The organism is Gemmatimonadaceae bacterium, from assembly GCA_020852815.1.
Lineage (GTDB): Bacteria > Gemmatimonadota > Gemmatimonadetes > Gemmatimonadales > Gemmatimonadaceae > SCN-70-22.
Window position 1 is genome coordinate 97,834 of record JADZAN010000033.1, and the last position, 25,218, is coordinate 123,051.

Genomic DNA, 25,218 nt, shown 5'->3' on the forward strand with positions numbered 1-25,218 from the left:
GCCATGGTGCGCAACGGGTGGAGGGTGAGGGAATCAGTGGCACTCCTGCTGTTGTCGTGCGCCGGCGCCAGGCTCCCGGCACAGCAGCGGCTCCCCGCCGAGGGAGGCGAGACGGTCTCCCTCGGCCAGCCGGGGCATTGGCTGTGGACTTTTGGGGTATCGACGGGAGTCGGCACGCGCGATCGCAATGGATCCGGACTGCTCGAGGCGCGCGCCGGCGTCTATCACGAGTTGTTCAACCCCGTGCTTGGTGCTGGCGGGCTCCAGCTCGAGGGGTACGACGGCGCCTACGATACCAAGCACAACGCCGGCATCCGGCTCCGCTTCGCCTCCCCCGTGTCGGGGATCGCGCTGGGCGCCGACTACAACATCACCACTAATCAGTGGCGCCCGATCTTCACGTACGCGCACCCCATCCGTCGCGGCGGGCTCGCGCGTGACGGGAGCGTGGCGCGTATCGACATCCTCACTGGCCCCTCGCGCTCGCTGATGATCGGAGTGGAGAAGCCGGTCTTCCGGCGCATTCCACTGGGCGCCAACCGCCCGCGGCGCGATCGCGTGCGCCTCAAGGCGCGTCGTCCACCCGACGCCCCACTCGCCACGCCGTCGCCCAAGCTCGAGGCGCAACTCGCCATCGCGCGCGACGCCGCCCTCGCCGTCGGGCGCCTCACCGTGCCGTGGCTCGACCACCGCGGCAGTGGCGGCAAGGCGAGTGAACGTGGCGTCCTGGCCCGGCTCGACTCCCTCAAGCGCTTCATCGCCAGCGACAGCAGCGCCAGCGGACGCACCGTGGACAGCGAATCGCGACGCCTGCACGCCGCCATCGATCGTGCCTTCACGCTCGCGCTCACGCCGGTCGACGCCGCCAGCACCAACGTGACGCCGCTGGGGCGGCGCGCGGGCGAGCAGGCGCGCGCCCTGATGCTGCGCGAGGTGCTCCTCCCGTACGACCGCCTGCTGGGGCAGATCAAGGAAGACGACACCACTCGCCAGTTTGCCGTCCTGGCGCGCGGCAACTTCCTGCGCTGGCTCCTGGCCGAGGCGCGCGTGTCGCGAGAGCTGGCGGAAGCGGCGCTCTCCGTCTTCACGACCTACCTCGAGCTTGCCGACGCGGTGCGCGCCGCAGCGCACCACGACTGGCGCGAGTCGCGCTTTGTCTGGCTGCCGTTGCAGCTGGCGCTGTTTCCGGAGCAGTACGACAGCCAGCTGGAGCTCGACGCCCTCGTGGCCGAGGCGACGGGTGAGCAGTTCACCGACGGTAACGCCGCATCCTGGGTGATCAACGAGCAGTTCCAGTACCAGCTCAATCGTACCATTCGCGAGGCCGAGGACTACCACGTCCTCCTCACGCACGACTTCCGCGGCTTTGACCGGAGGGGTGACCCGGATGAGATGGCGTACGGGCATGTGCTGCGCTCGTACCTCGCGGCGTTGACGGCGCGCGTGAAGGCGTACGACAGCACGGGGCGCTTCCCGGTGTACATGATCCTCATCGACGAGTGGTTCTACGACGTGAACCGCGCGCGACTCTGGATGGACCTGCTGGAGGACCCACTGCGACACGAGGTGCACCTGCCGCGCCGCTTCACTTCGTGGGAAGACTCCCTGCGTGCCGCGCAGGACGCGCTGCGCGCCGCGGTGCGCGAGTCGGCGCTCCTCACCGCGCAGCGACGGCAGTATGGCGAGGGGTGGCTGCACAAGCTGGTGAAGGTCCACGTCAACGTCACCAACTCCGCTGACCCGAGCTACTGGAGCTGGCGCGTCGCCACCAACTTCCCGATGCCGGACGCGTGGATGCGCGACCACCGCAAGATCGTCCTCTACGACATCACGGAGGAGGATCCCTACAGGGGTGAGGCGATGTTCACGGGGGCCGGCGTGGGCGAGCACTACGCGAACCTCTCCTGGGAGGATCGTTCGCTCCTCGTGCGCGGGCCGGCGGTCCTCGGCCTCAAGGCGGCCGCGCGCGAGATCCTCCTCAAGCAGGGGATCGCCGCCGATCGCATCGCGGCCGTGCTGCAACCGCGCCCCCGAGCCGCCGACTACGACCGCCGCGTTGCGGACTTCGCCAGCCGCAACGCGCGCCCGATCCGGGCCATGCAGCTGCAGAACGGCACCGGCTTCGACACCAAGTACGTCAACGTCGCCAAAGCCGTCCTGTACACCCTCATGCCCGCGGAGTCGGTCATCAAGATCCCCGATTCGCTGTGGAGCAGCGCGTTCTGGGGGTCGGCGTTGGTGGGATGCGCATTGCGCGGCGTGCGTGTCCTCGTCATCGCCCCGGCGCTCGCCAGCGCGCCGGCCCCGGCCTTCGGTTCGATGGTGCGGGCGCGCGAGCTGGTGTGGCGCCTGACGAGTGCCGCTCGCGTCCTCGCCCCCGAGATCGCCGCCACCGACGGCCTCCTCAAGGTCGGGATCTTCTCGTCCACCGCCCGCGTGACCGACGTGGCGGGGAAGGTGAAGGCGGTGAACGAGTCCATCGCGCGCTACCCGTGGCTGCACGAGCTCTTTGGCTTTCCCCCGGACGTCGTGCTGGAGGCTGCGGCCAGCGGGGGGGAAGGGAACGGGCACCCGGCCATCGCCGACACCACCCGCGACTTCGAGAGCAACGGCTACGCACTGCTGCACCTCAAGGCCAACTTCTTCGCCTCGCGCGAGGCGTGGAGTTTCATGTCGCACCCGGAGTGGTCGACGCTGATGTCGGAGTTCGCCCAGCTCCGACTGGCCCAGGTGCAACGTCGAGCGTCGGCCGTCAGTTCGTTCGAACAGATCCCCGAGGCGTTGAGCGATGTGGGCGGCGACGTCCTGCAGCGCTGGTTCGAGTCGCTCTCGCCGGGCGATCGCGAGAAGCTCGTCTTCTTCACCATCGTCGGCTCGGCCAACCAGAACGATCGATCGCTCACGCTCGACGGCGAGGATGCCCTCATCATGTCCCGCTGGCCGAGCGTCATCGCCTATCTCGACCTCATCACCCTGGTGGGGCAGAGCCGCTGGATCGAGGACCCCGCCGAGATCGAGCGCTACCTCCCGATGCAGGGAAGCGTGAAGCGCGTGCTCTCCCACTGGTTCAAGCTCGCCTTCTAGGGACCGCGTGCGCTGCCGGGCGAGGTGCCGGCGAGTCGCGCCCCCCCGTCCCGCGCGGTATGCTGGGGCGCGGGCGGTGGCCCGCGAATCCCCCTCACGTGATCCTGCCGCGGAGCGCCCTCGTCATGCACTGGTTCACCCGCCTCCTCCTCGCCGGCGTCATTGGTGTGATCGCCGCCCCGAAAGCGCCGGCGCAGGTTCGCCAACCCGGCACCACCTGGAGCGACGAACAGCTCCGCAAAGCTGTGGCGCCCGTGCGCGCCGGCCGCCGCCTAACGCCGAAGACGTGGCCAAACGGCGCGCGCGTCGCCGTCAGCATCACCTTCGACGACGACAACGAGTCGTATCTCCTCGCCTCCGGCGACACCTCGCCCACGACCCTCTCCGCCGGCGACTTCGGCGCGCAGTCTGGGCTCCCGCGCATCCTGCGACTCCTGGACAAGTACCAGATCCCTTCGACCTTCTTCATCCCCGCGGTGAGCGCCATGCTCCACCCGGAGATGATCCCGGCAATCATGAGATCGGGGCGACACGAGATTGGCGTTCACGGGTGGATCCACGAGTATCCGCCAGCGTTAGGCAGCGCCGAGGAGGAGGAGCGCCTTCTCAACAAGGCCATCGACTACCTCACCGCGCAAACCGGGAAGCGCCCCGTGGGCTATCGCGCCCCGGCCTGGGCCTTCTCTCCCCACACGCTCTCGCTGGTGCGCAAGGCGGGCTTCCTCTACGAAAGCTCGCTGCAGGCGATGGATGAACCGTATGAAGTGGTCGCCGACGGCCAACCCACGGGGCTCGTCGAACTCGGCATCGACTGGACGCTCACCGAGACCCCCTACCTCGGCGCCCGCGGCACCATGCCCGATCCGGAGCAGGTCTTCAAGCTCTTCCGCAAGGAGTTCGACGGAGCATACGCCGAGCGGACGATGTTCGTGCTGACGTTGCACCCGCACGTGACCGGCCATCGCGCGCCGATGCAGGAGCTGGAGAAGCTGATCGCCTACATCAAGGCGAAGCCTGGCGTCTGGTTCGCGACGACTGAGGAGATCGCGCGCTATGTGAAGGCGCAGGCGGGGATGCCCTAGTCGATCATTTCGGGCAGTAGCGGTACACGCGCAGGCACGGCCATAGCGTACGCTCGGCGCAGTTAGGGAGGCAAGGGGACATGCACAAGACTGCGTTCACCCAGCAGCCTCCCTCTCATCCTTCTTCACACGCAGCGTACCACCTTGACGACAGTTGGGAAGGCGCTCGAAGCGCCGTCGCATCCTGCGCCCATCCCCGCTCCCACACCCCCAAGCCACCCTCCCGTCATCCCGTATCGCGCGTACATTCTGCCCGTCCCTCACCCACCCACTCCCGCAATGTCCGCCCTCCTGCCCCGCCTTTCGTCCCTGCGCACAGTCGGCGCCGCCGCATTGGTCGCGTTCGCCGCCGTCGTCGGCTGTGCCCCGCGCGCCACCATCGTCCCCGATGCGGGATCGAGTCGCGCGTCGAACTACGACGTCGTCATCGAGAACGGTCGCATCATCGATGGCACCGGCGCCGCCTGGTACTACGGCGACATCGCCTTTACCGGCGACCGCATCGCCGCCATGGGGCCGCGCGGCGCTTTCAGGTCGGCCCGCGCCACCCAGCGCGTCGATGCCACCGGCCTGGTCGTCTCCCCCGGCTTCATCGACATCCAGGCGCATTCCATTCACCACTACATGACGGGCGATGGCAAGGCGATCTCCATGGTCACGCAGGGGATCACCACCGCCATCCACGGCGAGGGCGCCTCGTTAGGCCCGATGAACGACAAGACGCTCGCCGCCGAGGGCGACACCGCCGCTCGCCGCGTCCTGTCGCAGTTCACCGGCGCGCACGGCTTCTCCAAGTGGCTGGAGTACATGGTGGGGCGCGGCACGGCGCAGAACGTCGGCTCCTTCCTGGGCGATGGGACGGTGCGCGTCTATGCCAAGGGGGAGGAAGCCGGCCCGCTCACCGCCGCCGAGCGCGAGACGATGAAGACGATGGTGCGCGAGGCGATGGAAGACGGCGCCTTCGGCCTCGCCAGTGCCCTCATCTACCCGCCTAACACATACGCCTCCACCGAGGAACTCATCGAGGCGTCGAAGGCCATGGCGCCGTACGGGGGCGTCTACATCACCCACATGCGCAGCGAGGGAGACAAGTTCCTCGAGGCGATCGACGAGGCGCTGCGCATCGGGCGCGAGGGTGGGGTCGCGGTCGAGATCTACCACCTCAAGGCCAGCGGCCCGCGCAACTGGCCCAAGATGCCGCTCGCCATCGCCAAGATCGACTCGGCGCGCCTGGCCGGGCAGGACGTGCAGGCCGACATGTACCTCTATCCGGCCGGCGGCAACTCCTTCGCGGCGTGCATCCCGCCAAAGTACGCCGCGGGGGGGCGCCTGCTCGAGAACCTGCAGAACCCGTCGCTGCGCGCCACGATCATCCAGGAGCTGCACGCCGACGACGCCGGCTACGAGAACCTGTGCCAGGTCGCGACGCCCGCCAACGTGATGGTCGTCGGCTTCACGAAGCCCGAATACAAGCAGTTCGAGGGGAAGCGCCTGAGCGAGATTGCCCAGGCGTTAGGCAAGGACTGGGCAGAGGTCATCATCGACCTCAACGTTGCCGAGAAGGCGCAACTGGGCGAGATCCTCTTCCTGATGAGCGAGGACAACATCCGCCTGCAGCTCCGCCAGCCGTGGATCAAGTTCGGCACCGATGCCGGAAGCGAAGACCCTGCCACCGCGCGCGGCATGACGCACCCGCGCACCTACGGCAACTTCCCGCGCCTCTTTGGGCGCTACGTGCGTGAGCAGAAGGTGATCCCGCTCGAGGACGCGGTGCGCAAGGCCAGCTCTGCCGTCGCCACGCGCCTCAACATCACCGATCGCGGCGTCCTCAAGTCGGGGCTCAAGGCCGACGTCATCGTCTTCGATCCCAACACCATCACCGACAACGCCACCTTCGAGAAGCCGCACCAGCTCTCGACCGGCATCCGCGACATGTTCGTCAACGGCGTCGCCGTCCTCCGCAACGGCCAGCACACTGGCGCCAAGCCTGGGGTCGTGGTGCGTGGGCCTGGGTATCGGCGGTAGCGTTGGCCTGCGAGGCTTGGAGGGGCGGGCGGTTCGAGTGTGGGAAGTGCTTTCAACACGGAGGACACACGGAGGCACGGAGGTACACGGAGAACTGCTTTGAACTTGTTGAACAACGAGAACGTTCTTCTCCGTGGTCCTCCGTGCCTCCGTGTGTCCTCCGTGTTCAAGGCTTTTAGGCTCTTCCAGCACTCGCGCCGACACACCCTCCAGCCTCGCCCCCAGACAAGAAAGAACCCCGGCCTCCATCGAGACCGGGGTTCTTGTTTCGAGCCTGACGCACGAGAACGCTAGCGATTCGCCGTGTTGTCCAGGAACGGCCGGTTGGTCGCCGTGGTCGACGTGATCGTGATGTCGCCGCGCGCGCTGATGGTGTACACGCGCCCGGCGTTGAACGAGATCGCCGTGCGCGTGATCGCGTTTGTCGAGCTGCCCGCGTAGCGCGTGCTCAGGTCGTACGAGCCGCCCGGGATGGAGACGAATGCCCCGCCCGCCTTGTACGCGACCGGTCCCCCGATGGCCGTCTCGACCGCCGTCGTCGAACTCTTGACGTACAGCGTCATCGGGTTGGCATTCGAGATCGCGTTCACGAACCGCACGTACGCCACGTTGTAGTCGATCGTCGCCGGATAGTCATCCTGGACGATGAACCCTTCCACCGACTTGTTGGTCGTGCTGTAGAACCCGCTCAGGTACAGCGAGTACGACTTTCCGTCGGCAATCGTCCCGTTGATCGTCGCGACCGCGAGATCCTTGTCGACGGTGGCGGCAATCTTTCCGGCAAAGGCGTACTGCCCGGGGGCGATGGCGGCGTAGAAGCCGCCCGAGCCCACGCTTCCGTAGGCCACGCCCGTCGTTGCCTCCGTCCCGCTCGTCGAGGTGATTGCCGTCATCTTCGTGGTGTTGGCGTAGAAGTTCACGCCGGGAGCGTTCACCCCGAAGTTGAAGAACTTGATGCGCCCTGTCTCCAGCGGCCCGGTGATGTCCTGCAATGCATTCTTGTCGCAGGACGCAACCACCACGGCAGCGAGCAGCGCCACGACAGCCTTGTAGAGTCTCATGGTGGGTTACGGTTCGATGATCCAGAGCGGCTTGGTGTGGAAGTCCAGCGCGAGCCCGCCAATCGTCTCGAGCGCCGCGCGGTTCCACACATACTCGGAGTTGTAACGCGCACGGATGCGCTGCACGATCTTCCCGCCATTGTCGGGATAGAGGTTGGTCGGCGGCGTGAAGCCCGGGAAGACCTGGATCCCGCTCGCCGGGTCGATGTCCGTGTAGTGGTAACGGCGCAGGTCCATCCAGATCTCGTTATGCCCCCACCCCCACTGCGCGATGTATTTCTGCGACATGATGTGCGTCAACGTCAGCGCGCTCGCCGCCGCCGGGACGATCACGTTCATGTACGCCGTCTTCTCCGCCGAGGTGATCTGCGTCGGCGTCTGCCCGTTGTCGCTGTTGCGCGCATTCACCCAGTCGAAGTGCGCCGACACCGCGTTGCGATACGCCGTGAGCGCCGTCGCCTTGTCCCCCGACCGATAGGCCGCCTCGGCCTTGATGAATTGCAGCTGGGCGTACGTCATCACCGCCAGCTTGGCCTTGTCGTCGAAGATGTAGCGCCCCGGCGACTGCAGCCCGCCCGTCCCCACGTAGCCGTGGAAGTTGTTCGGCTGCTGCGCCGCCGTGAGCGCGCCAAAACCGATCACGTTGACGTCCAGTCCGCGATACTGCCCGTCGGGTGACGGAGCCAGCATGCGCGACATGCGCGGGTCCACCGTGCCGCCGGTGTACGTCCCGTTCATCAGGTTCACGATGAACTGCGTCTGCCGGTAGCCCGTGGTGTTCGTCTGGATGTTGCCGCGCGTGCGTCCCCAGAAGTTGATGTCGTCGTTCTGCGTCCCGGGGTACGTCAGCAGCGGCTCGTCCGCGTTGCTCGCCAGCGACTTGTCGACGTTGGAGATCACCTCGGCCGGCTTGTAGCTGGACTTGTTGGAAAAGTGGTTGAGCGCCAGCGCCTTCATCCCGTACGCGAGTTTGGTCCACTTGGCACGGTCGCCATTGTAGATCTTGTCGGTGCGCGCGAGAAACGCCTGGTCCACCGCCCCATCGCTCTTCCCCAACAGCTCGATCGCCTTGTCGAGCAGGCGCAGGATCTCCGAGTAGGCATACTCCTGCGTGTCGTAGTTGAAGGTGAACTTCGACTGGTCGATCGCTTCCTTGATGATGATCTCGCCGTGGAGGTCGGTGAGTACCTGCCACCCCCACGCCTTGAGCACGTAGCCCACGCCCAGCAGGTCCCACCGCTGCTCGGCCTCGGCCTTGTTCATCATGTCCACCAGGTTCTGCCCAAACGTCCAGTACACGTCGCGCCATTGCTGCGCGCCGTTGTCGCTGGCGGGGTCGTACCCCATGCGGTCCCACGTGCTCAGCGAGGTGACGCCCGAGGCCAGCGTCCACTCCTGCGCGTAGCGTCCCACGAAGCGCCCGTCGTACTGCGGCGACGTCGTCATCCAGTGCAGCATCGGCGCCAGGTACAGGTTGGCCGACACCGTCTGCGGGGCATTGGGGTTGTCGTTGACGTCCAGGAAATCCTTGCAGCTCGCCGACGCGAGCACCAACGCGGCGAGCGTCCCGATGCGAAGTGTTTTCATCATTAGAACGCCACCTTGAAGCCGAAGGTGTAGCCACGCGGCATTGGGAAGTTGCCGAAGTCGATACCGGCGGCCCCGGAGCCGCCCACCGCGGCGCTGTTCCCGTTCACGATCGGGTCTAGTCCTGAATAGTTGGTGATGAGGAAGAGGTCCGTCCCCGTGAGGAAGACGCTGGCATCGCGCGTGTTGAGCCACCCGCGCGGGAGCTGGTACTTGAGCGTCACGTCACGCAGCCGCAGCCAGTTGATGTCCTTCTCGATGAACAGCTCGTCGGAGATCAGCGTGTAGTAGGTCGTCTGCACCGACGGGATGATGACGATGTTGTTCCTCGTCGGCGTTGCACTGTTCTCCTTCCCGTCACGCAGCACACCGGCAATCACCCGCGGCTGCTCGCGGTCCAACGTCCGCGTGCTGAGCCCGCGGACCGTGAGTTCCCGCTCGGTGGCGTTGAACACGTCGCCGCCCTTGCGGATGTCGAGCAGGAAGTTGAGCGACCAGTTCCGATGCCGGAACGTGTTGGTGAGGCCGATGGTGAAGTCGGGTTGGCGATCGTAGCCCGCATCGATGAACGTCGTCGACCGCAGCGGCAGACCGGTCGTCGGGTCGATCAGGAGATCGCCCTGCTTGTTGCGCAGGTAGAAGAGCCCAGTCAGCGACCGCGTCGAGAGCCCCGGTGCCGTCCCGTTGCGCACGTTGCCGTAGAGCCACGTGTCCGACACGTACGACTCCGGCAGCGCGTTGGGGAGCGCCAGCACCTTTCCCCACGAGTGATCGAAGTTGGCCTGCACGTCCCAGGCGAGCGTCCGGTTCTCGATCGGCGTGCCGCGCAGCGTCACTTCCCATCCTTCGTTGCGCGTGACGGCCCCGTTCAGGTTGAACAGGATGAACCCCGTGGCGTACGAACCGCGGATGTCGTTGACGATCTGGTCCTTGGTCTGCTTGCGATACCACGTGACGTCGAGGCCCAGCCGGTCCTGGAAGAAGCCCAGCTCCGTCCCGAACTCGTATGAGCGCGCAAACTCCGGCTTGAGCCCCAGGTTCGGCCCCGTGAAGCCATAGCCATACCCGCCGTACGACGTCGTCTTGTACTCCAGCGACGGGCGATACGCGTACGGCCTCGCGTCCTTCCCCACCTCGGCGTAGCCGCCCCGCAGGCGCCCCGTCAGGTACTTCTTGAGCGCCGGGAAGGCGTCGGTGAAGACAAACGATCCCGAGATGGAGGGATACATGAACGAGTTGCGCTCCGCCGGGATGGTCGACGTCCAGTCGTTGCGCAGCGTTCCGGTGACGTACAGGTAGTCGTTGAGGTTGAGCGTCGCGCTCCCGAACAGCGACACCAGGCGCCGCTGCGCGATGGTGGTGCGGTTGGTGCGGATATTGGTGTTGTTGATCGAGACGAAGTTCGGGTCGAGGAAGTCCTGCCCCTTGAGCGCCGCCGTCGTCGACTTGAAGTCCGACACCTGGTTCCCCACCAGCCCGTTGATCGAGAGCCCCTTCCACAGGTGGTGCGGCTCGAAGTTCACCAGGGTCTGCGCCGTGAGGTTGCGCACCACGTCGTTGGCATCGTCCAGCACGCCGTTGTAATTGGCGCCGTACACACTCTCGGGGTGGCGCAGGATCTCGTTCTCGTTGGTGTAGCCGTCCATGCCGATGTTCGACTTCACGTTCACCCAGCTCCACGGCGTGACGATGAAGCCAAGGTTCGTGACCAGGCGGGTGTTCTTCGCGTTGATCCGGTTCTTCTCGACGTTGAAGTACGGATTGTCGACTTCCGCCGAGGCGGACGCCGTCGTCAGGCGGCGACGGTTCCCCGAGGGCGTGAGCCAGTCCTTCGCGTTGTCGGTCTGCGGCCACAGCAACAGGCCGATGAGCGGGCCGTTGTCACCCTTGTACGCCTGGTTGTTGTCGGCCAGCGCGAACTGCATCGACAGGTCGGCGCGCAGCCAGCGGTTCACCTGCGCCTGCGAGGCGGCGGTCAGGTTGAGGCGCGAGTAGTCGGAGTTGGGCACCACCCCTTCCTGCTTGTCCCCCGACATCGCCAGTCGGTAGTTGATGCGGTTATCCTGCGCCGCGCCGTTGAACGAGAGGTTGTGGCGTTGCGTGATGGCGGTGCGGAAGAAGCCGTCGATGTTGTTGTAGAACGTCGTGCCCGGCGCGTACGGTGCGCCGAAGTACGAGAAACCGCCGTTGCTCGTGAGCCCATACACGCGTTGCAGCTCCGGCGTGTTGCGCGTCCCCTCGAACTTGAACGACGAGGAGTACTCGAGGCCGCCGCCGGTGCGCCCGCGCTTCGTCGTGATGACGATCGCGCCGTTGGCCGCGTCGATCCCGTACAGCGCGCTCGCTTCCGGCCCCTTGAGTACCGTCAGCGACTCGATGTCGTCCGGGTTGAGGTCGGCCGCGCGGTTGGTGAAGTCGACGCCGCGATTGGCGAACGCCGTCAGCGACCCCGGCGCATCCGAGGCCAGCACGCCGGTGTTCATCGTCTTGTTGTCCAGCGGCAAGCCGTCGACGATCATCAGCGGCTGGTTGCTCGACGAGATCGACGAGACGCCGCGGATGGTGATCGACGACGAGGCGCCCGGCACCCCCGACGACGAGGTGACCTCGACGCCGGCCACGCGCCCCTGAAGCGCGTTCACGAAGTTCTGGCGCTGCGACTCGGAGATCGCCGTCCCGTCGACGGCTTGCTGCGAGGTGCCGAGGGTGCGCACCTGCGCCGTCTGGCCAAGCGCGGTCACGACCATGGCGTCGAGCTGCGTCGCCACACGGCGCAGTTGCACGTTGATCGTGTTGTCGTCCGAGACGGTGCGCTCTTCGGGGGCGTTGCCAATCAGGCGAAAGACGAGGACCTGCCCTGCCGAGACGCGGATCGAATACGTCCCGTCGACGCGGGTCATCGTCCCCTGGGTCGTCCCCTTGATGACAACGGAGACCGAACCCATGGGTTCGCCTTGTTCACTGGTCACCCGGCCGGTGACCGTCCTGGGCTGCGTGGCGGTGGCTTGGGCGAACGCGCGAGCCGGTACCGTCACCGCCCCGACCCCGAGCGGCACCAGCCATAACGCCGGCGCGGCCACGAGGGTCAGGAGTGCTCGTGTTCTCATGGGAAATGCACGAAGGATTTGGGGATCGACAGGAATTGCGCGGACACGGGGGTGGTGTGCATGCACAAGGGTGTTGGGGGTCATGCCGGCCCCCGCGTGATGACTGGGGGGTTCCATCGCCCCGAGACGCTCGCGTTAGGCCGGCCCACCGGACCAGATCGTTGGATTCGCGAAATGGTACGGGCTGAGGGCGCTGCAACATTCACGAGGAGAGGGGACAGCGTCAACGAGAAAAGTGTTGTCGCTGCGCAGGAATTCCCTCTTGACATGTCGCGCATTCACCTGGCCGCGCATCTCGCCCCCCCCAAGACCGGCGTGCGACTGTTGCCCTAACGCAACAAGACCGGCAAGACCGGCCGGCCAGGGCGCACCCGGCGCCGCCCGCGCTACTTTCGCTTGAGGCCGCGCACGGTCGCCGAGTCGGTCATCAGCTGCCCGCGATCGTCCAGTTGCCCGTGGTACTGCGCGATGCGGCGCACGTACCCCAGCGTCTCCTCGTGACGCCAGCGCTTCACGTTGGGAGCCACCGTCTCGATGTTGTTCCAGCGCCTGGGGTCCAGCTTCGACTCGCGCGCCAGCACCTGCGCGTTCAGCAGTGTGCGGCGCCCAGCGTTGTAGCTCCCCAGGACGAACGCCCGCGCGTCCGTCAGCACCGAGTCTCCTTCCCAGCGCAGCCAGAGCTCACGATCGTAGGCGATCCCGGCGGCGATGTTCATCTCCGGGTTGTCGATCGTGTGCAGCTCCGGGTTGCGCGAGCTCACCTGCCTGAACGTCGCCGGCATGAGCTGCATGACCCCGCGCGCCCCCACCCAGCTCTTCGCCTTCGGGTCCAGGTTGCTCTCCGCCATCCCCTGCGCCTTGAACAGCCGCCAGTCGAAGGCGGGGCCGAAGTAGCGCTTGCTGTACTTCTGGAAGGTGTCGTCGAAGCGGTCCTCGGCGCGGCGCGGCTGCGCCCCCGCGCTCGCCGCCAGCTGCATGAGCAGCAGCCACCCTCCCCGCAGCGCCAAGCGCCGGGCGCGCCCCATGGCCTAGTTGAGCGCTCCCCCGATGACGATTGCCACCGAGACGAAGATCGCCGCGACGAAGAGCCCCACCGCCACGTTCCCCCGCCTCAGCTCCTCCTGGAAATCGACCTTCGGCGTGAGGATGTCGATCACCCGGTAGGCCACGAACATCATCACCACACCAAGCGCGGCGTACAGGAAGTTGAGCCCGACAATGGACCACTGCATGGCAGGAGGGAGGAGGGGAGCCGGCGGGGAGAACGGCGGGAGCGGCAGGTCGACTACCTGCAACATGCGCCCGCCGTGTGCGCCGGCAAGGGGTTGCTCAGCAATCCACCCCCCACTCCCGAAGGCGCGCCCGGCACACCCTGTCCACCTCACCCTGCACCCTCGCGCTCCCCGCGTCCCCCGCCTGGAGCAACCGTGCGCGCTGCATGAACGCGTCAACGCTCTGCTGCGCGATGGCGGTGAGCTGCCGCAGCACGACCACGCGCAGGAGCCCCGCCAGCAGCACCGTGGCGGCATCGCTTTCGGACGCGAAGTCTGCCACCGTCAGCTGCACGAAACGATCGAACGTCCACTCCTCCCCCTCCCCATCCACCACTTCCCGGACCAGGGCCGCGACGTTGGCCGGCTCCAGCCGCGAGGGATCGGCGTTGAGGAGTGCCTCGAGTCGATCCGATAGATCCTGTAGTTTCTGCGTTCGCACATCGCCCGGTTCACCCCGGTCCAGGCTCTTCCTCATCGGGGAGGGAACATCGGGAACGATCGGCGCCTGCGCCATTGCGGCCGACGGCATCATCACGTACTCCCGTCGGGACGACAAACGCTGACGCACGCTCCCCATCCCACCCCACCCCGCGGCCATCGTCTGCGGGACCTTCCGCAGCGCTGGCATCTCACGCGCCTGCTCTGCTGCCATACGCTCGGCGATCACCAGCCAGTTCGTGTACGCCGACGCCAGCTGGTAACGCAGGGCCAGCGCCCGCGCCTGGGCCGGCGCGAGGAATGGTAGGCGCTGCACCGCCGCGATGCGGGCAACCGTGGAGTACGTCGCCCGGGATGCCACGGCAGCCGCATGAGGCACCGCGCCGTCAGCCGCACCGCTGTCCACCCGCTCCACCGACGCACCATCGCCAGCCGCCAGCCGCAATACCTGGCGAAACGTCTCGCCGTTCTCCGACGATACCTCGAGCACCACCTCCACCTCCGGCACGCGCCGGACAAGACGCGCGCACGATACCAGCGTGTCTCCCTCGAACACCGCCCCGAACGACGCCGGCGCCACGTCCGTTGCCCCCTCCGGCCAGATCACCCGCACCGACGTGGCGCGCGGCGCACGCATCCGCTCGAAATGCCGCACGATGCGCTCTTGCATCCCCTCGTTTGGCGACACCAGTTCCGACGCGCCACCGGTCGCCTGGGCGAGCTGGCGCACGAAGGCCTCCGTCACCGCGCTCCCCACCCCAACCGTGAAGTGCCGGTGCCCCGACTGGCGGGCGCGCTCCACCACCATCTCCCATCCCCCCACCTGCCCGTCGGTGATGAGGAAGACCTCGCCGCGCTCCGTCGTCTGGAGGAGTCGGTGCGCCTCGCCCAGCGCCTGGGCGATCTCCGTCCCACCCATGTCCGCATCGAGCGACGTGCAGAAAGCCACGGCGTGCTCCAGCAGTGCCGGCGTACACGGCGCCAGGCGATCGCGCAGCCGCTTGGTGTGCGAGCCGAAGGCGACGATCCCCAGCTGGTCGTGCGGTTGCAGCTGCGTGACAATCGAGCGCAGCGCGTGCGAGGCCTGCGCCATCGCGTCACCCGCCATCGATCCCGAGCAGTCCACGACGAGCACCAACGACAACGGCGGCACCTGCTGCAGCCCGCCAAACTCCGGCTGGAACGAGGCAATCGCCGCCGTCACGTCGCCGTCGTCACCTGCAAGCACCACGCTCCTGTTCGCGTGCGGCGCGCGCAGCTCGATCACCATGTCGCGGTCCATCGACGCACGCTCGGCGCGCAGCGAAAGCACCAACGACTCCTCCGTGCGCCCCTGCACCAGCGCGTGCGACGGACAGGTGAACTGCCCGCGCGTGAGCGTCCCCGTCACCGTGAGCGAGAAGGAGAAGCGGTTCTCCACCACCAGCGACTGCTCCGGCTGCTGGTGTGGCATGAGCGGCGACGCCCCGTAGCGCGGCGCGATGGTGGTGGGGAAGTGCAGCCGCAGCCGGTTCCCCGACCAGCGCAGCAGGAGCGCATAGCGCACCGTGATGCGCGCCACCTCGCCAGGAAGGAGGTTTCCGACATTCATCGTGTAGAGCCCGGGCTCCGCCTGCTCCAGCATCACCGCCCCATCACCACCGGCCACCGCTGCCTCGTATTCACGCTCCGCCGTCGCCTTCTCCACCACCACGCCCGACAGCTCGCGCGCGCCTAACGTGACGTGCACGTCGAGCAGCACCGCATCCAGCGGGAGCGGGAAGGTGTACACCGCCTCGATGGCGCGCGACTCGGCGTTGCGATAGACCTGCGTCGTGCGCACCTCACATAGCTGGTCGTGCAGCGTTGCCTGCAGCTCCACGTCCTCGAGCGCCACGCGCTCGCCCTGCGACCCGCTGAAGACGCCGGCGCGCACGCGCTCCAGCATCGGTACTCCCACTACGCCCGCTCCACCCATCGTCGTCATCGGTCAGTCCTCCATCGAGTGATTCGTTCCTGGCATCGCCGCCGTCGCTGCCGCCGTTGACGTCGCGTTCGCGTCGTTCGTGCGCTGCACGGCGGCGTAGGCGCTGGCGACCGCGCGGAAGAAGACGCGCACCTGCTCCGGCGAGAGCCCCGCCTTCCCGGCTTCGAGCACCACCTCCACCCCATCCGCCACCACCAGGTGCGACCAGAGCTCCACCGTCCCCGGGCGCCGTGGCGTGGGGGGAAGCGGGCGGTCGTCGAGTGCCGCGGTGCGTCGGTCGCCGCCCAGTTGGCCCTGGCGCAGGAGATCGCCAATGCGCTCCAGCGAGAGACCGGCGAGCTGCCACTTCCTGATATGGAGGAGTTGCTCCAGGTGGCGGGGGGTGTAGTAGGCCCCCTTTCCCGCGCCCAGCGGGCGGTCGACCAAGCCGAGCTGGATGTAGTAGCGCACCGTCCGCGCAGGGATTTCGGCACGCTCGGCGAGGTCGTCGAGGGAGTAGCTCTGGGCGTCGCGCCCAGCGTCGCGGTGCACGGATTCGGCGTCGTTCATGACAGTGATATACGACAGTCAAACTGTCGTGTCAACTGTCGTGATAGGGCGGAGAATGGACGAAGATCGTTGTCTTAGTCCACTTTACGAAATAAAATGGACTAAGAGCAGACTGTTGGTCCATTTTCGTCAGGAGAATGCCGTGCCGGGAACATGGCGAAGGGCGATGTGGCCATCCGATCCGGCGCTCGATGCGGCGCCGAGATACCGGCGCGCGTGCGAGTTCGACGCCTTTGTTCCGGATCGCATCGCTGCGCTCGACGTTCGGCTCTCCGCCGATGTCGCGGGGCTCGTCTCCGACGCGGAGCAGTCGATCCAGTCGCTCAATCGAGTCGACGCGGGTGTCCTGGCGCCGCTGGCACGTCTCCTCCTCCGTACCGAATCCATCGCATCCTCCAAGGTGGAGGGGATGCAGATGGGCGTGGGGGACCTCGCCCGCGCGGAAGTGCGCGCCGAAGCGGGGGAGAGGACGAGCGCCACCGCGCTGGAGATCATCGACAACATCAACATGATGGAAATGGCGGTCGGCGAAGCTGCCGACGGCCGCACCGTCGGTCGCGCCGAACTGGAGGCGATCCATGCACGCCTGATGGCCAGGACCCCCAACCGCGCGATTGCAGGACGCGTTCGAGACGTCCAGAACTGGATTGGCGGCAACGACTACAATCCTTGCGGCGCCGACTTCGTCCCGCCGCCACCCGAAGAGGTCCCGTCGCTCCTCGATGACCTCTGCAACGCCATCAACGACGCCGTCCTCCCGCCGCTGGTGCAGGCCGCGCTCGTCCATGCGCAGTTCGAGACGATTCATCCGTTTGCCGACGGCAGTGGGCGCGCGGGTCGCGCCCTCATTCACGTCGTCCTGAAGCGCCGCGGGCTGGCCCCGCGTTTCATTCCCCCCATTAGCGTCGTCCTCGCCGCCTCGCGCTCGCGCTACATCGACGCGCTCACCGCCTACCGTGGCGATGACGTGGAGCGGTGGATCGAGCACTTCGCCGCCGCCGCCGCTCGCTCGGCGCGCCTCGCCGTCGCGTACGTCGATGCCGTTCGCCGACTGCAGGCGGAGTGGCGCGACCGGCTGGCGCAGGCCGGGCCGCCCCCGCGCGCCGGTGCCGCCGTGTGGGCGCTGATCGATGCGCTCCCGGCGCACCCCGTCATCACCGGGCCGGTCGCGACGACGGCGACCGGATTGGTCAAGACCGCCGTCTATCGCGCCATCGATCAACTGATCGCGGCCGGCGTGTTGCGCCCGTTAGGCACCGCCAGGCGCCACCGCGCGTGGGAAGCGGCGGGACTTCTCCAACTCATGGAAGGGCTGGAAGCCGGCGAGATGCCCGACGCGTCGTCGTAGCCTCAGTTCGCCGCCGTCTCCTCCCCGTGCACCCGCCGGAAATAGGCGACGAGGTCGATCACCAGCGGCTCCTCGTCAGGCATCGGCGACCAGGCCAGCGACTCCGCGAGGACGTCCGGTATCTCCGTCCCCGGGCACCAGCGCTCGATCACGCGATGCTCGGTGTCGACGATCCAGTACTCCTCGACCCCTTCGCGCTGATACAGGCGCCGCTTCACGTGCCGGTCGGCGCGCAGAGACGTTGGGGAGAGCACCTCGACGGCGAGCACGAGGCGCCGAACATCGCTGAACTCCCGCGGAGGCGCACCATCCGCTCGACGCGGCGTGACGAACACGTCGGGCTCCACCACCGTCGTGCGGGAGAAAGGCACCTCCGCGGGTGCGATCATGCAGTGCAGCGCGTGTCGATGCGCATACTCGCGGAGCAACACGTACAATTCTCCCACCGCGCCCTGGTGCCGCCACGACGGTGCCGGTGTCACCAGCAGCTCTCCGTCGACGACTTCGTAGCGGTTCCCGTCGTCGGGAAGCGCGTGCAGCTGCTCCGCCGTCCAGTCGCGGCGACTGCGATCGGGGAGAATCGGTGAGGGCGCGGGCATCCCTATAGCTTACGCTCGGCGCAGTTAGGGTGACAAGGGGCCATGCCCCATCATGCACGCGATCGCCGGCGCAGACGTTACCGATATCGCGCGCTCGGTGACGCAATCGTGCGCCATCGAGGTGAGTCAACCTTTCGCGAGCTCCTCGCCGTGGACGCGCCGGAAGTAGGAGGGAAGGTCGATCACGAGTGGATCTGCGCTACCGCGAGGCGCCCACGACAGCGTGTCGACGACGACCTCGGGCTCCTCGTCGTCAGGACGCCAACGCTCCACGAGTCGCGCCTCTGGTTCGACGATCCAGTACTCCGCGACCCGTTCGGATTGGTAGAGCCGGCGCTTGACGTACCGATCGACGCGCACACTCGAGGGCGACAAGACCTCCACGACGAGTACGAGCCGGCCCACGTCCTCGAACCGCTGCGCCAGCTTCCCGTGCAGTAGCGGCAGCACGAACAGGTCGGGTTCGACGACGCGGCGTGGCGAGAAGGTCACATCCGCGGGCGCGATCACACACTCGCTGTCGTGTTGCGCCGCATACGGCTTCAACAGTACGCCCAGTTCCAAGGCGGCACGTTGGTGCATCAACGCGGGCGCCGGCGTCACCAGCAGCTCTCCGTCGATGACTTCGTAGCGCTTCCCGTCGGCGGGAAGCGCATTGCGCTCCTCCACCGTCCAGTCGTGGCGGGAAGGGTCCGTAGGTAGGAACAGGGGCGCGGGCATGCCCATAGCTTACGCTCGGCGCAGTTAGGGGTGCAAGGGGACATGACCGAAACAGGCAAGCCCGCTCGCGTGCGGCGTTACCGTATTCGCGCGCATGGTGCCATTCGGTTGCGCCTCCTGCCCTCACTCCCGCCCTCATCCGCCGAGCACATCCGAACGTGGCCAGCGCCACCCGGGATCCATGCGCGGGCAGCCTTCGCCCGGGCGCGACACCACCGTGGTGAACGACCCCGGGCCGCCGCCAAAGCGCAGGTCGTACATCGTCACCACTCCGTCGGCTGTGCGTTCCCACACCGGGACGCGCATGAACTCCAGCGCTGCCGCCAGCTCGCACCGCTCGCGCGCCAGCGTGCGCAACTCGGCGGCGGGCGCGCTCCAGGTGCGTCCCCAGCGAATCGCCGGCGTATCGCGTCGCGCGGCGGCGTGGGACCCATCCGGATCGCCGCGACCGCCGTTGCCGCATTGCGCCGCCGAGCGAAGCGATGGCAGTGGTGCGACTGTGGCGAGGCTCGCCGTGTAGCTGACGGAATCGCTGGTGACGACGATCGCCGAGAGGCAGAGCGGGTTCCCGGGCGCCGGCGAGAGCACCACGTCCTTCAGTGTCACGCCCACCTCGCGCGTCATCGCCCGCCTGCCTAACGCCGAGGTGGAGAAGAACGTCACCTCCAGCGCCATCCATCCCGCGATCGCCACCGTCGCGAGGCGTGGCCGAGGGACGCGCCAGCTCACCAGCGTCCACACCAGCGCCCCCACCGTCAGCACCAACGCCACCGTGCGTCCGACTTCGCCCACGCGCCACGCCGCGACCAGTATCGTCAGCAGCAACGCAACGCTGAGCAGCCGCCCGGCCATGCCGCGCGCAATGAACGCCAGCGGCGCCAGCGCCACGATCCAGAGCCACGGTTCGACGATGAAGACCGCGTCGCCGTAGATCCAGCGTGCATCGAACGGCCACCACGGATGCACGCCGTAGCTGTTGGTGTAGTCGAGCGCGATGTGCGAGAGCGAGGCGACGAGCGAGAGGGCGAGCAGCGTGCGCGCCTTCACTGAATCGCGCAGTTCGCGCCGCGCCGCCAGCGCCAACCCCCACGCCACCAGCGCGGCGATGACGGTGAAGAGCACCGTGTGCGTGTGCCCGCGGTGGTGCAGGAGGTAGCCCAGGTTGCCCATTCCTGAGCGTGACCCGGAGTAGGCAAGGTCTGCGTCCGGGAGTTCGGCGAGGACGACGGCGAGGAGGTAGGCGGTGCGTCGGAAGGAGGGCGGGGGGGTGGAGGTGGCGACGGGTTCGGCGTCGTTGGTTGAGGAGGCGCGCGTTGCGCGGGCCACGTGCTGGCAGGCGGCTTCGGCGAGGAGGGCGCCGGCGAGGGCGTGGGTGATGTTGTCCATGGAGGGGAGAACGGGTGAGGCGGGGGCGGGTGTTCAGCGTGGAAGCCCGCGACGTCCTCGCACGTCGCGGCCACCGCCTGGAAGTTGCCTCATCACGATGAGTAAGATACCCTCATCTGGATGACAACGCGCCTCCAGGTCCTCCTCGAAGACGACGAGTTGGCCGAGATCCGCCGATTCGCGAAGCTGCATCGCATGACGGTCGCCGAGTGGGTGCGGCAGGCGCTGCGTCGCGCGCGTCGCGATGAGTCCGCGGTCGATCCTAGGCGGAAGCTCGCGGCTGTGCGAGAGGCAAGCCGAGGGGAGTATCCCACGGGCGATATCCAGCAGATGCTCACGGAGATCAAGGGCGGGTACCTCGTCGATCCTCCGGAGTCCCGGTAGCGCTCGTGGTCTTCATCGACTCGAACATTCCGATGTACCCCGTCGGCGCGCCACATCCCAACAAGGACCGCGCACGACGTCTCCTCGAGGGTCACATTCGATTGGGAGACCGGCTCGTCACGGACACCGAGGTGCTCCAGGAGATTCTGCAGCGCTACGTGGCGATCAACCGTCGTGACGCGATCCAACCGGCTTTCGACGCGCTCCTCAATGTTGTCGATCACGTGTATCCCGTCGAAGTCGCGGACGTCGAGCGAGCGAAGGGACTCGTGCTTGGCGTGACGCCACTTTCGGCGCGAGATGCCGTGCACCTCGCGGTCATGCAGCGACACGGGATCGATCGCATCCTCACGTTTGACGCGGGCTTCGACCAGGTGGCGTGGGTCGAGCGTGTGGGCCGCTAGCGTTCGGGTCGAAGTCGTGTCGAGCTTCCACGTGGAGGACGAATGAATAGGGGACCCGAGGCATGACCCGCCCGCCGCGTCGTAACTCGCGCCGTCAGCTGCGCCGCCACCTGCGCCCTGTCACGCCCGCTCCGGACGTGTACGAAGTGCTCAATCTCCTCGCCGAGTACCGCGGAACACCGGAGGCGCAGCACCTGTTGCACATCATCGCCGAGCCGTTCTGGTCGAACGGGTCGTGGCGCGAACTGGACCCGCTGCTGCGCATGATCCAGGCGATGGCTGACGCAGGGCTGTTTTCCGCCGAGGAGCGGTTTTTCCTCGTTGGGCACCTCAGTGACGCGGTCGTCCCCTCGCGGGCCCGCGAGGACCCGCGCTTTCCCGAGGTTGAGCGCGAGATGCAGCAGGTGCGCGAAGAGCACGACCTCGCGGAGGGTGAGGACTGGTACCTGCCCGAGGCGCCGGAGGCCTATCGCAGGTTGAACGACGAATGGTGCCGGATAACCGATCAAGAAATGGCGAAGTGGTTTCGCGAGTTGGGGGAGTATGAGATTGCGTGGCTGTTAGTCGGCAACCAGGAGGAGTTCGAAGCGAGGTGGGATGTGGGGAGGCGCGAGCTTTTCGGGATCGACGACGACCACCCGGAAGGAGCGTAGCGGCCAGGGGGGGCAAGCGTGTGGGATGCACGGGCTCGTCGTTCACGCGCATTCTGCGCTTCCTGGCCTACGTTTGCCTGGGGGGCGACGACGGCATCGTGCGGTCCGACAGCTTCGTCGTGTCGCGCCCGGATGCGCGCGAAGCTGAGCTTGGAACTGCTGTCGCGCTTGGAGGAAGCGCGCGCGAACTCACAAGATCCGCGCTGGACGGCGCCGTTGAACCGGCGACGCTGCACCTCCCGCCAGCGTTGGTGGAGCGCGACTTTGTGTCGAGCCTTGGGCTCGCGCTGGAAGGCGCGCACGACCTGTGGGCGCTCTACGACGGATGGATCGCCCGCGCGCAGGCGCTGGCGGCGGCGCGCGTCACCGGGCGATTCGTGTTGCTCGGCGACGCGGAGCGGCGGCAGGCGAGGCGCGAGGCGATGGCGCGCTACGCGGCGGTACGGCAGGAGTTGGAAGCGTTGCGGCTGGCGGCAGGGCGCGAACGACAGCTCAACAAACGAGTGGAACTGAACCTGACCATCCAGCGCCTCGAGCAGGAATTGGCGGGGTTGCTGGAACGGCTCTGAATAGCGAGGTGGGGATGGAGAAGTTGCAGCTGGGCGCCGCGGACACGAAGAGTGCCGACGTGGTGACGGCCAACATGGCGGCGCTCAGGGCGCTGTACCCCGAGGCGTTCGTCGAGGGAAAGATCGACTTCGACGTGCTGCGGCACCTCCTGGGCGGCGCCGTGGACGAGCGCGAGGAGAAGTACGGGCTCAACTGGCACGGCAAGCGCCGCGCGCGGCAGCTCGCGCTCACCCCCAGCACGGGAACGCTTCGCCCGGCGCCGGGAGAGAGCGTCGATTGGGAGACGACGCAGAACCTGATGATCGAGGGCGACAACCTCGAGGTGCTCAAGCTCCTGCAGAAGAGCTACTCGGGGAAGGTGAAGCTCATCTACATCGACCCGCCATACAACACGGGGAAGGACTTCGTGTACCCGGATGATTTTCGGGACAACATCCGGAACTATCTGGAGTTGACGGGGCAGGTGGAGGGAGGAAAGAAGATCACGTCCAATCCGGAGTCGTCGGGAAGGTTCCACACGGATTGGTTGAACATGATGTATCCGCGGTTGAAGCTGGCGAGGGCGCTGCTGGCGGAGGATGGTGCCTTGTTCGCTTCGATCGACGATGAGGAGTTCCCACATCTTCGAGCGGTGATGGATGCCGTCTTTGGTGAAGAAAACTTCGTCGGCGCATTTGTCTGGGAGAAGCGAACTACTCGCGAGAATCGAAGAGTTCTTTCGGTCAATCACGACTACTTGCTGTGTTATGCCCGCGAGCTATCGCTCTTCGAACAGACGCGCGGCCTACTTCCACGTACCATCGAGAGTGAGGAGCGCTTCGACAATCCTGACCAAGATCCCCGTGGCGCATGGCAGTCAGTTTCGATAAACGCCCAAGCCGGGCCCGGTCGTCGCAAGGAGCAGTTCTTCACGATCGTCACTCCATCGGGACGAAGAGTTGATCCGCCGAGCGGGCGTTGCTGGATCTTCACCGAAGATCGCTTCCACGAGCTCGTCGCCGATCGACGAATCTGGTTCGGCGAGGACGGCAACAATGTGCCAAGGCTAAAGGTCTTTCGAAGCGAATCGAACGATGGAGTTGTTCCGCACACGCTGTGGAAAGCGGACGAAGTCGGAACGACAGACTCTGCCAAGAAGGCACTGAAGGACCTCTTCGACGGCATCGAGGTGTTCGACACCCCGAAACCCATTGGACTGCTTGAACGAATCCTTGCGATTGGCGCAACGGGATCGCCGAACGATGTGGTCTTGGACTTCTTCGCTGGCGCTGGCCCTGTAGGCGAAGCCGTCCTCTATGCAAACGCACGCGACGGCGGTAGACGGAAGTACCTTTTGGTGCAGCTTCCCGAGCCGCTTCCCGACGATTCTCCTGGTAGGTCGCTCGGGCTTGAGAACCTCGCGCAGGTGGTGATCGAACGCCTCCGCCGCGCCGCCAAGAAGATCCGCGACGAGAACCCCCTATTCGCTGGCGACTTGGGCTTCCGCGTCTTCAAGCTCGACTCCAGCAACATCCGCGCATGGGAGCCCAGGCGCGACGACCTCGAACAGACGCTCCTCGAATCGCAGGAGCACATCAAGCCGGGGCGCGGCGAGCAGGATGTGCTCTACGAACTCCTGCTCAAGCTCGGGCTCGAACTCACGGTCCCCATCCAAACGCGCACCATCGCGGGCAAGTCGGTGCACAGCGTGGGGGGCGGCGTCCTCATGGTCTGCCTGTCGGAGTCGGTCGCCGCGGACGAGGTGGAAGCGCTCGCTGAAGGAATCGTGGCGTGGCACAAGGAGCTGCAGCCGGCGGGGGAGGTGAACCTCGTCTTCCGCGACAGCGCCTTTGCCAACGACGTGGCCAAGACCAACCTCACGGCGATTCTCCAGCAGCAGGGGCTGGGGAATGTGAAGAGCGTGTAGGAGGGGCACCTCATGACAGGCATCCCTCCCTCGGACGAAAGCGCGTCGCCGTCACGACTCATCCTGTTTCAGGGCGAGGATCGCGTCACCCGCATCCAGGTTCGCCTGGAGGGGGGGACGGTGTGGCTCACCCAGGCCCAGCTCGCCGAGCTGTATCAGACGTCGCTGCAGAACGTAAGTGCCCATCTGCAGGATATTTATGCGTCTGGGGAGCTGGTTGAAGGAGCAACTATCAAGGATTACTTGATAGTTCGAACCGAGGGCGCACGTCAGGTTCGACGCTCCATCCAGCACTACAACCTGGATGCCATTCTCGCGGTCGGGTACCGCGTCCGCAGCCATCGAGGCGTTCAGTTCCGCCAATGGGCAACGGCACAGCTCCGCGAGTTCGTCGTCAAGGGCTTCGTGCTCGACGACGAACGGCTCAAGGCCCCGCCCGGCGATGCGGACGAGGACTACTTCGCCCAGCTCCTCGATCGCATTCGGGACATCCGCTCGTCGGAGCGGCTGTTCTATCGCAAGGTGCTCGACATCTACGCCACCAGCGTCGACTACGACCCTTCCGCCGAGTCGTCACAGCGATTCTTCGCCACGGTGCAGAACAAGATGCACTGGGCGGCGCACGGACACACGGCAGCCGAAGTGATCCACGAGCGGGCAGACGCCAGCAAACCGCACATGGGGCTAAGCCACGTGCCGCGAGGAGCGCGAGTGCGGAAGCAGGATGTGAGCGTCGCCAAGAACTACCTGCAGCCCGACGAGCTGGAGGCGCTCAACCGGATCGTGAACGCCTACCTGGAGTTCGCCGAGCTGCAGGCGCGAGGACGACGGTTGATGTACATGCAGGACTGGATCGCCAAGCTCGATGACTTCCTGCGGCTGTCGGATCGCGACATCCTGACCCACGCGGGAACCGTTTCGCATGAGATGGCACAGCTCAAGGCCGAGACCGAGTACGACGCATATCGTGCACGAACCGACGCTGAGCCGCGTGCCGTGGACGGCGACTTCGAAGAGGCGGTGAAACGACTGCCCAGGCAGCGGCGCCGCCCCTCCGACCCCGGGGGCGAGTGAG

Annotated in this window: 20 protein-coding genes; 10 read left to right on the forward strand and 10 right to left on the reverse strand. The window is 66.6% G+C overall.

Annotated features, from left to right (window positions below):
- Positions 1 to 36 precede the first annotated feature (36 nt).
- From IT359_17285 to IT359_17295, 3 genes are all read left to right on the forward strand, one after another.
- Entirely contained in the window at positions 37 to 3,084 is a 3,048-nt protein-coding gene (locus tag IT359_17285) for a hypothetical protein (GenBank protein ID MCC6930747.1), read from the forward strand.
- 125 nt (positions 3,085 to 3,209) lie between these two features.
- A complete protein-coding gene (locus IT359_17290) occupies positions 3,210 to 4,166 on the forward strand; it encodes a polysaccharide deacetylase (protein MCC6930748.1) in 957 nt (318 codons plus the stop codon).
- Between the two features lie 279 nt (positions 4,167 to 4,445).
- A complete protein-coding gene (locus IT359_17295) occupies positions 4,446 to 6,191 on the forward strand; it encodes a D-aminoacylase (GenBank protein MCC6930749.1) in 1,746 nt (581 codons plus the stop codon).
- A gap of 290 nt (positions 6,192 to 6,481) precedes the next feature.
- On the opposite strand, the gene IT359_17300 is transcribed toward IT359_17295, so the two are convergent.
- From IT359_17300 to IT359_17330, 7 genes are all read right to left on the reverse strand, one after another.
- Positions 6,482 to 7,252 (reverse strand): DUF4397 domain-containing protein, encoded by a 771-nt coding sequence (locus IT359_17300; GenBank protein ID MCC6930750.1) that lies wholly within the window; start codon positions 7,250 to 7,252, stop codon positions 6,482 to 6,484.
- Between the two features lie 6 nt (positions 7,253 to 7,258).
- Entirely contained in the window at positions 7,259 to 8,842 is a 1,584-nt protein-coding gene (locus IT359_17305; GenBank protein ID MCC6930751.1) for a RagB/SusD family nutrient uptake outer membrane protein, read from the reverse strand.
- Positions 8,842 to 11,946: a SusC/RagA family TonB-linked outer membrane protein gene (locus IT359_17310; protein MCC6930752.1), complete on the reverse strand. Its 3,105-nt coding sequence runs from the start codon at positions 11,944 to 11,946 to the stop codon at positions 8,842 to 8,844. Before IT359_17310 ends, IT359_17305 begins: the two co-directional genes overlap by 1 nt.
- A 386-nt stretch (positions 11,947 to 12,332) precedes the next feature.
- A complete protein-coding gene (locus IT359_17315) occupies positions 12,333 to 12,971 on the reverse strand; it encodes a transglycosylase SLT domain-containing protein (GenBank protein MCC6930753.1) in 639 nt (212 codons plus the stop codon).
- A 3-nt stretch (positions 12,972 to 12,974) separates the two neighbouring features.
- Entirely contained in the window at positions 12,975 to 13,244 is a 270-nt protein-coding gene (locus IT359_17320; protein MCC6930754.1) for a DUF350 domain-containing protein, read from the reverse strand.
- 31 nt (positions 13,245 to 13,275) lie between these two features.
- A complete protein-coding gene (locus IT359_17325) occupies positions 13,276 to 15,624 on the reverse strand; it encodes a VWA domain-containing protein (protein MCC6930755.1) in 2,349 nt (782 codons plus the stop codon).
- Between the two features lie 3 nt (positions 15,625 to 15,627).
- A complete protein-coding gene (locus IT359_17330) occupies positions 15,628 to 16,173 on the reverse strand; it encodes a MerR family transcriptional regulator (protein MCC6930756.1) in 546 nt (181 codons plus the stop codon).
- 166 nt (positions 16,174 to 16,339) lie between these two features.
- On the opposite strand from IT359_17330, the gene IT359_17335 reads away from it, so the two are divergent.
- Positions 16,340 to 17,521 carry a Fic family protein gene (locus IT359_17335; GenBank protein ID MCC6930757.1) on the forward strand — a complete coding sequence of 394 codons (1,182 nt, stop codon included), beginning with the start codon at positions 16,340 to 16,342 and terminating at the stop codon, positions 17,519 to 17,521.
- A gap of 2 nt (positions 17,522 to 17,523) precedes the next feature.
- Here the strand turns inward: IT359_17335 and IT359_17340 are convergent, their stop codons facing one another.
- From IT359_17340 to IT359_17350, 3 genes are all read right to left on the reverse strand, one after another.
- Positions 17,524 to 18,120, reverse strand: coding sequence for a Uma2 family endonuclease (locus IT359_17340; GenBank protein ID MCC6930758.1), 597 nt, complete (start codon positions 18,118 to 18,120; stop codon positions 17,524 to 17,526).
- 126 nt (positions 18,121 to 18,246) lie between these two features.
- Complete coding sequence (locus IT359_17345) at positions 18,247 to 18,846, reverse strand: Uma2 family endonuclease (protein ID MCC6930759.1); 600 nt, start codon at positions 18,844 to 18,846, stop codon at positions 18,247 to 18,249.
- 129 nt (positions 18,847 to 18,975) lie between these two features.
- Positions 18,976 to 20,226 carry a metal-dependent hydrolase gene (locus IT359_17350; GenBank protein ID MCC6930760.1) on the reverse strand — a complete coding sequence of 417 codons (1,251 nt, stop codon included), beginning with the start codon at positions 20,224 to 20,226 and terminating at the stop codon, positions 18,976 to 18,978.
- A 120-nt stretch (positions 20,227 to 20,346) separates the two neighbouring features.
- Here IT359_17350 and IT359_17355 point away from each other — a divergent pair, with 120 nt between their 5' ends.
- The 6 genes from IT359_17355 to IT359_17380 all read left to right on the forward strand — a co-directional run bounded on the left by IT359_17355 (position 20,347) and on the right by IT359_17380 (position 25,217).
- Positions 20,347 to 20,610 carry a hypothetical protein gene (locus IT359_17355; protein MCC6930761.1) on the forward strand — a complete coding sequence of 88 codons (264 nt, stop codon included), beginning with the start codon at positions 20,347 to 20,349 and terminating at the stop codon, positions 20,608 to 20,610.
- Between the two features lie 5 nt (positions 20,611 to 20,615).
- Positions 20,616 to 21,014 (forward strand): type II toxin-antitoxin system VapC family toxin, encoded by a 399-nt coding sequence (locus IT359_17360; GenBank protein ID MCC6930762.1) that lies wholly within the window; start codon positions 20,616 to 20,618, stop codon positions 21,012 to 21,014.
- Between the two features lie 62 nt (positions 21,015 to 21,076).
- Positions 21,077 to 21,667: a hypothetical protein gene (locus IT359_17365; GenBank protein ID MCC6930763.1), complete on the forward strand. Its 591-nt coding sequence runs from the start codon at positions 21,077 to 21,079 to the stop codon at positions 21,665 to 21,667.
- Positions 21,668 to 21,687: 20 nt separating this feature from the next.
- On the forward strand, positions 21,688 to 22,236 hold the full coding sequence (locus IT359_17370; GenBank protein MCC6930764.1) for a DUF4391 domain-containing protein: 549 nt from the start codon (positions 21,688 to 21,690) through the stop codon (positions 22,234 to 22,236).
- Between the two features lie 14 nt (positions 22,237 to 22,250).
- On the forward strand, positions 22,251 to 24,143 hold the full coding sequence (locus tag IT359_17375; protein ID MCC6930765.1) for a site-specific DNA-methyltransferase: 1,893 nt from the start codon (positions 22,251 to 22,253) through the stop codon (positions 24,141 to 24,143).
- Positions 24,144 to 24,155: 12 nt separating this feature from the next.
- Positions 24,156 to 25,217: a virulence RhuM family protein gene (locus IT359_17380; GenBank protein MCC6930766.1), complete on the forward strand. Its 1,062-nt coding sequence runs from the start codon at positions 24,156 to 24,158 to the stop codon at positions 25,215 to 25,217.
- Position 25,218: the final 1 nt, after the last annotated feature.